This is a genomic window from Vibrio ichthyoenteri ATCC 700023, from assembly GCF_000222605.1.
Taxonomy (GTDB): Bacteria; Pseudomonadota; Gammaproteobacteria; order Enterobacterales; family Vibrionaceae; genus Vibrio; species Vibrio ichthyoenteri.
Genome location: NZ_AFWF01000013.1, coordinates 1 through 7,193 on the forward strand (window position 1 = coordinate 1; position 7,193 = coordinate 7,193).

Consider the following 7,193-nt stretch of genomic DNA (forward strand, 5'->3'; position numbering starts at 1 on the left):
AGTATCAAGAGGCTTTGTAACGATGCCATCTTTAATGTGGTTTGAAACCAAGACACTCCGGTTAGCTGATAGTCTAATATAATCTCCTTCTAAGTTAGCTGAGAAAAAAGTACCGCTTGGGAATTTGTACATTGGCTTTATAATTGAAGACCCTATCAAAGATTTAATTACAGGATCTTCTAACAATTCATCCGCTTGAGTAAAGGACAAATTAAATTTACTGGTAAGCTGTCGTAATGCTGCGTAAGAAGGATATAGCTTAGATTCCTTGCATTCTCCAAAAGCATCCCATTTAAATAATAATTCACCATCATTAACTTTAATATTTTCAGGAGACAAATCCAAAAAATCAGCTATTGAATGCAAAAGATCGTTTTCACTTAAGTTAACTTTTTCCACACTATTGGAATCAATCTTGTCACCAAAACTATGCTGTATCACATTAAGTGGATTTTTCTTTATTTTTTCCAAATAAAATTTCTTTTCAGATTCCGAATTAAAACATTTAGTATCAGGCTTTTTAGCAATGCAAGGTCTATTTATTTTATCTTCATTCTTCGCTTGCCTGACCTTTACAAGGTTAAGAGTAAGTTCATACTTGCTTAACTTTTCCGCTGCACTTGAACGATGCAATACATAAGTTCTAAATTTATCAATAATCCGCATATAATCCCCTATAAAAAATTGGTCGTGATTCAAATCAGTTGATTCAAGGATAGAATTCTCGTTCAATGAATGTTCCGATCACCTTGTCGTGCATTTTTTCAGATTTCGAAAAACCGATAGTTCTACGTACTAAACGTTTTAATCTGGAACGCAAAATCAGATTGGTTCGCTCAATCCGTTGAGTGAATCTCTTGCCCACAACATGTTTTTCCCTTGGTAACTCTTTTGCGTAAACATTGAAGTCGTCTGTAAAAAGAAACTGATGTCGAACTGCTTTAGCAAAGTAAGTCATAAGCACAGAGCATCCGTATTACGTTGACCAAATGCGTGAGCAATGATGCGCTTATAGCGGGACTCCCAAGCATACCAAAGCCAGCGGCGATTTTTTCTTTTACATTTGGATTTCGAGCTTCGTAAACGTAATCAAGTTGAAAACTCTTTAGACACTCGATACATCTGAAACGAGGAAAGCCAGAATGCCCCTTTTAGTGTTTACGGACGGGCTCGTTTTATTACAGAAACGACATTGAGCTTGGATAGTAGCCATGATTGAAAGCATCAGAAATCAGGAGGATACATTAATACACTTCAACCAACTTGAGTCATGACCGAAAATCTTAATTTTATAAAAAATACCACATATAAAAGCTAAACTTACGTGAATAATCCTAAAATATCGTTGTTACCAAAATCCATTGGTCGTGACTGAAATCAGTTGATTCAAAGGTAGAACTCTCGTTCAATGAATGTTCAATTAGTCAATGCTTTAAGCACATCATGCCATTTAGATATACCTCTAGATCACCATCTCAAATTGACACAAAAACATGAATGTCATAACCTATATGGCATACACTATAAGATCATTACTTAAACGTCACGTTGAGGAAACTATGTACATCTTTGGTTACTTAAGAGCATCAACTTCCGATCAGAATGCAAGACGTGCCAAAACTGCATTACAACAATTTGTACAGCAAAAAGGCTCTCGGATAGCTGGATGGTATATAGAAAACGAATCAGGCGCATCACTACAAAGACCTGAACTTTTGCGTTTACTTGATGACGCCGCTATTGGGGATGCAATTATCATTGAGCAGATAGATCGGCTATCACGTCTAGATGAAAAAAGTTGGTTCACGTTAAAAGAAATGCTGCTTAAAAAAGAGTTAAAAGTGATCAGCTTAGACTTACCAACTAGTCACATTGCATTCTCCCCACAAATAACAGACGAATTTACCAACTCGATGATAAAAGCCATCAACAGTATGATGATGGATATGCTGGCAGCAATAGCGAGGAAAGATTATGAAGATCGCCGCCGTCGTCAAGCAGAAGGGATAACGAAGGCGAGAGAAGAAGGAAAGTACCGCGGCAGGCAAGCAGATCTTGAGTTACATGAAAAAATATACCAGCTCAGAGTTATTAATAGACTAAGTATTAGCGACACAGCAAAGTTAGCCAATGTATCCACTCGAACAGTCATTCGTGTAGCAAAGAAACTAGTGAACGAACGTTCAGTAGAACAATAAAAAAGCTATTGTCGTAAGCCTTAACCCTATATACATAAAGCCAGAAGAATACTATTCTTCTGGCTTTATAAAGAACTACAATACTTTCAGAACTTCGACATCGATTTTTGTTCCCATGAAATCCTTATCGATCTCACCGAAGATCTGCACTCTCGTCTCAGGATTAGCAACCTGTCCCCACCATTTGTCATGATCAATCTCAACTGATATATCGCTTGTACCGTCAGTAAATAAATACATTTCTCCACCTAAAGACGCCTTAAGATAACCAGTCAATGTAACCGGCATATCGTCACTAAAAAGTCCGGCATCAAGCACTTGTTGCACTGACTTAATCCCTTGGCTAGGTCCTTGAAAGCCAACAACGGAATTATTAACGCCAGAATAGCCTTGAGCAAAAATAGAAGTAGAGGTTGTTAAGGCTGCAAGAGTTAGAAGTAATTTTGTTTTCATCGAATTATTATCTCTCATGATATTAGACGAGATAAAGATACCCTACCGAACCTGAACGCAACATTAACCAGTTATTCATAATTACTCTGGTCGTAATAACATAGATTTTGCGAAACGTTCATTCTCAGTTCAGCAACAAGCAGTAAGATGATGTATTAATCAAAAAAAGAGACAACACAATGAAAACTAAACTTTTAATAACCACTTTTGCACTAGTCGCTTCTAGCAGTGTTTTTGCACAAGGTTTCGTCGGAAATACCTCTCAGACTCAGTCTGGTTTTTCAGGACCAACTCAAGGAATTTCAACAGTAAAGCAAGTTCTTGACTCGGGAATGTTCAGTGACGATATGCCGGTTACATTGACAGGCCGAATCAAATCTTCACTTGGAGGAGAAATGTATCTGTTTGCCGACTCAACAGGTGAAGTAACAGTAGAAATTGACCACGACAAGTGGTTTGGTCAATCAGCCACACCAACAACAAATGTGCAAATTATGGGTGAAATTGATAAAAACATGTCAGGTGTAAAGGTAGACGTAGACGCGATAAAAGTTCTGTAGAGTATTAATATTTTCACGAATGCTTCACATAATGTGAGCAATAATAAAGCAATATAAATCAATGAGAATTTTGAAATGAAAAAAACATTACTTGCAGCGGTATTAGTGAGCGCCTCCTTCAGTGCTATTTCAGCGCCCTATATTGGCCTAGAATACGGTTTTGGTTCAACCAGCCACGACGCACAAAGCAATTTCACCTCATCCCCAGTAAAACTAGACCCATCAAATGAAGATGGCATTCTAAGTGGGTTTGTAGGCTATTCATTAACACCATCTTGGGCAATTGAATTAGGCTATAGCCAATTTGATTTAGACGATGATCGCTCTCTCTTTGTAAAATATGACCCAGCCACACACGTAAAAACAGAAGAAGAATGGGAAGCTCATGTAAAAGCTAAGCAATTCAGTCTGGCGCCTGTATATACCCATGAACTAACGTCTAAATGGAAAGCAAAATTTAAAGCGGGCTTAACTTACACCCAATATGATGTAAGTGGCTCACACTATCTTGAAGAAGAGAATGAGTTCACCGATGTTGAGAAAATCACACCTAAAGATAGTTATTCAAGCTCGTCTAATGAGATCGGCGGATTAATTTCAGTGGGAACGGAATATGAGGTATACCCTCAATTGACACTAGGTGCGAATGTAAAATATCAGTTTGATAGCTTTGCTAACACGGCATCATTCAACATAGGTTCAACCTACTACTTTTAAAAAATAGTGACATAACCATCAAAGGGCTTGGCATAATGACCAAGCCTTTTTTATTAACAATCAATCACTTAACATCTTGGGCACTATGTCGACAACGAATATCGCGCTCGTTTATAACTAACTATGAGCACCAATTAAGCCCCTGGATCTGGCATCGGCTTATTGCGGAGAAGGTTGTGACAGATGACCCAAAAATCCACCTTTTTTGGTCTACTTGGTCGAACATTTAACGGATATGCACTTTCAACATGGAAGCGCATCTTACCGCGCTCTTTCCAAACGCGATAAACTACTTGGTAGTTAACATCATTACCTTCATCGTCTTTCAACATACAACTACAGTAACGCGTGTAACCTCCGTGATAGCAGAACTGATCTGGTAACGTCTCGATAATTTGTGGTAGGTGGAGGGATAGCATATATCGAGTCTCATCGAAAACACGCAAGTCTGGTTGGTATGGATACAGCTGTTCTTTTGCCACTTCTTCGCCGCGGCGAATACTTCGAGTAAACGTATGGTGCGATAAGGTGAAAAATAGGGTATAGCTCTCGTCACGTTTTGGATGAGTAAATGTAATTTTAAGAGCGTCTAGGTGGGATAAGTCAAATTCCTGCTCATCAACTTTGAACGATTTCCACTGCTGGACAGCACGATCAGGAAGATTGAATAATTGCTTTTTCGCCATTTATGTCGGTTTTTCCTTACCCCAAAAATAACAAAGGCTCCATCTAGGGAGCCTCGTGAACTTATCAGATAAGTCCAATTCAGAACGTCATTACCGGACACTGCCCCGACCCTCAAGATAAAGATAATCAATTAGGTTACGCGATGTCATCATTCAAATATCAGGCTAGAACCATTCAATCTGAACAATGTCTGCTGCATCGTTTAAATAGATATTAGTGCAATAATGATATGCGAGTCAAGATTAGTGTACGTGATTTTTACGTATTTTATCCGTAATTTAGCGCTAAAGGTCTGCTGGCGACTACTCGCCTCCCCATCGGGCGATGAGGTCACGAAGAAGAATCCAAATACACGGAACTTGAAGTGGTGTTTAGCATCACTTCAACCAGTTCCAGCACAATGTGTGCTATCAAAAAAATCAACTTATGCACTCTAATATTATAGATAACGAATGGCCTCTGTATTGCAGATAACGAATCATTTTATCTTTTTCATTCTGCTCTTGAGGGAGACGATCACCAAATTTTTTCTCTTTCGCTTTGAGGCAAAGTTCAAACCAATCAACATCCGTATCCTCCAGAACTTGCTCAATGACTAAAGAATCAAGCCCCTTCTGTCTCAACTCTTGACGAATGCGAGACAAGCCATGGCCTTTAGCTAGTTGTTTAGACACTTCCTTTTCAGCCAGACGCTCATCGTCAAGATAGTGATGCGATAGTAACCGCTCCATTACCAACTCTACAATTTCACTTTCTTGCTCACGAGCTAGGTAACGACGCAGTTCGCCGGATGAATAATCTCGTTTAGCCAACAAAGCTACAGCAAGATCATATAACTGTTCTTGAGACATAAATTAACCAGCGCCTATATTCTTAAAAAGAGATTACTAAATATCCACAATCTTAAAACTTTTCAATACTGTAAATAAAAACAGTTTGATTTAAGTGCACGTAAACTTGTGAAAAATGTCAACACAAAATATGACATATAGATATATCTAAATGACATATGTACTAGGTTGCGCAAAGTGTGTTTTGAGTTTGTTTCCCATTTTGATTAAATCGTTCGATTCGTTTACTATGAACGAAAAGGATATTGTTATGCAAACATTGACCGCGAATAATGCGAAAACAAAATTTGGTGATTTGTTAATGAAGGTTCAGCGTGAACCGGTTCAAATCTGCAAGAATGGCTCCCCTGTGGCAGTTATTATGTCATGTGATGAATATGAACAACTTGAAGCACTAAAGCTAATGATGGTAAAAGCTCGATTCGAACAAGCAGAAAGAGACATCATTACTGGGCATCTGGTTGATGGTGACGCCTTTATGGAGCAATTAGATCAAGGTAAGTTTGATTAATGGGAGTGTATAAACTTTCTTCTTCGGCGCAGTCTGATCTGATTAATATTCGTCGTTATACTCTCGAGCATTGGGGGGGAACACAATGGGCCAGTTATTTTAATGAGTTAAAGCAATCCATGTCTCTATTGGCGAAAAATGAGCTGATTGGGGTGGATATTCCTAACCTTGGTCATAATTATCGTCGGTTTCCGCTTAAAAATCATGTTATCTATTATATAAGAAAGCCAGATCATATTGTTGTTGCCGCTATACTGGGACGAAATATGTCACCGACGAAACATTTCAAACGATTGTCTTAATTTATCAATGGGGCAGGGGGAAATGAGCCTTGTTCAAGACTCGCTGTCCGTTCAATAAGTCACTCGTGACCATTAATCTATTCCGGTTAACAGGCATAGTTGATGAAAAGTTTTTGCACAAAACTAACAATCATATACTTAATTCCGATATAGTGCAGATGCTTGATTTAGGGCGACTTTTTTGGAATTAGGGACAGGAATCTTGCTACATCCGTGAAGGTCGCCCGCTCTTGTCATTGAGCATGAGTGGGCAGCCTAATTGACGCGCTACTTAAAAGATCACAATCTACCATATCACTTTGACGTTCGAAGCCAGTTTTAAGAAACTACTTTGTACTGCGCCGTTTGGTCGTAAGTGCAATCTCTGGTCTTTGTTCATGCGTTCTTCGTCGCATCGTTTCTTGCGAGACGGTTATTTTCTTATGCTCTTTTAGCCACTGCTCTAAGCGAAATTCCATACCACCAACAACCTCATGCGGATACATTAGGAAGTAACTAACACCGGGATCATGTTAGCCAATACTAGACAAAATCTGCAATGACAGGATAATACTGCTACAAATGCACTTAGCTCCAATACTTATGATTGTTCATCCAAGCGCTATTACTGATAGACAACTGATTAAGAAATTAATTCGACACGAATTAGAGCCAACATGGTCTGATATGACGGCGTATCCAGATCTATCCTGGGTCATTCCACTTGTTACTGAAGAACTGTTTATTGCTGCAACAAAGCACACCAATGGCAATCAAACTAAAGCGGCCAAAATGCTTGGCATTAGCCGTGGCCACTTTCGCTGTAAGCAAGATAAGTTCAAGTTGAAAAATATTGAATCAGTGCCCGTCTAAAATAAGAATCTGTGTCAGAAAACAGTTATGTACGAAAAACCAATAAGCTTTGTCCCAAATGT

The 7,193-nt window shown here is 38.7% G+C and carries 10 protein-coding genes and 1 pseudogene; 6 read left to right on the top strand and 5 right to left on the bottom strand.

Annotated features, from left to right (window positions below):
* Both RH85_RS02160 and RH85_RS23595 read right to left on the bottom strand, forming a co-directional pair.
* The coding region (locus RH85_RS02160; RefSeq protein ID WP_138956434.1) for a hypothetical protein at window positions 1–732 on the bottom strand (732 nt) is incomplete at its 3' end.
* Window positions 710–1,213, bottom strand: a pseudogene (locus tag RH85_RS23595) (IS1 family transposase). The gene RH85_RS02160 and the pseudogene RH85_RS23595, both read right to left, overlap by 23 nt.
* Window positions 1,214–1,559: 346 nt before the next feature.
* Between RH85_RS23595 and RH85_RS02170 the strand changes: the two are divergent.
* Entirely contained in the window at window positions 1,560–2,198 is a 639-nt protein-coding gene (locus RH85_RS02170) for a recombinase family protein (protein WP_006710541.1), read from the top strand.
* Window positions 2,199–2,273: 75 nt separating this feature from the next.
* On the opposite strand, the gene RH85_RS02175 is transcribed toward RH85_RS02170, so the two are convergent.
* Complete coding sequence (locus RH85_RS02175; RefSeq protein ID WP_006710542.1) at window positions 2,274–2,651, bottom strand: NirD/YgiW/YdeI family stress tolerance protein; 378 nt, start codon at window positions 2,649–2,651, stop codon at window positions 2,274–2,276.
* A 179-nt stretch (window positions 2,652–2,830) separates the two neighbouring features.
* Between RH85_RS02175 and RH85_RS02180 the strand changes: the two genes are divergently transcribed.
* Complete coding sequence (locus RH85_RS02180; RefSeq protein ID WP_006710543.1) at window positions 2,831–3,211, top strand: NirD/YgiW/YdeI family stress tolerance protein; 381 nt, start codon at window positions 2,831–2,833, stop codon at window positions 3,209–3,211.
* 75 nt (window positions 3,212–3,286) lie between these two features.
* Window positions 3,287–3,928 (top strand): AcfA family outer membrane beta-barrel protein, encoded by a 642-nt coding sequence (locus RH85_RS02185; protein WP_006710544.1) that lies wholly within the window; start codon window positions 3,287–3,289, stop codon window positions 3,926–3,928.
* A gap of 134 nt (window positions 3,929–4,062) precedes the next feature.
* On the opposite strand, the gene RH85_RS02190 is transcribed toward RH85_RS02185, so the two are convergent.
* The gene (locus RH85_RS02190; RefSeq protein ID WP_006710545.1) at window positions 4,063–4,614 is read right to left on the bottom strand and encodes a hypothetical protein; all 552 of its coding nucleotides are present in this window, start codon (window positions 4,612–4,614) and stop codon (window positions 4,063–4,065) included.
* 420 nt (window positions 4,615–5,034) lie between these two features.
* Entirely contained in the window at window positions 5,035–5,466 is a 432-nt protein-coding gene (locus RH85_RS02195; protein WP_006710546.1) for a regulatory protein RecX, read from the bottom strand.
* A gap of 250 nt (window positions 5,467–5,716) precedes the next feature.
* Here RH85_RS02195 and RH85_RS02200 point away from each other — a divergent pair, with 250 nt between their 5' ends.
* The 3 genes from RH85_RS02200 to RH85_RS02210 all read left to right on the top strand — a co-directional run bounded on the left by RH85_RS02200 (window position 5,717) and on the right by RH85_RS02210 (window position 7,131).
* Complete coding sequence (locus RH85_RS02200) at window positions 5,717–5,977, top strand: type II toxin-antitoxin system Phd/YefM family antitoxin (protein ID WP_006710547.1); 261 nt, start codon at window positions 5,717–5,719, stop codon at window positions 5,975–5,977.
* Window positions 5,977–6,279, top strand: coding sequence for a type II toxin-antitoxin system RelE/ParE family toxin (locus RH85_RS02205; RefSeq protein WP_006710548.1), 303 nt, complete (start codon window positions 5,977–5,979; stop codon window positions 6,277–6,279). Before RH85_RS02200 ends, RH85_RS02205 begins: the two co-directional genes overlap by 1 nt.
* A 561-nt stretch (window positions 6,280–6,840) precedes the next feature.
* Window positions 6,841–7,131, top strand: a complete 291-nt coding sequence (locus RH85_RS02210; protein ID WP_006710549.1) for a helix-turn-helix domain-containing protein — start codon at window positions 6,841–6,843, stop codon at window positions 7,129–7,131.
* Window positions 7,132–7,193 lie beyond the last annotated feature (62 nt).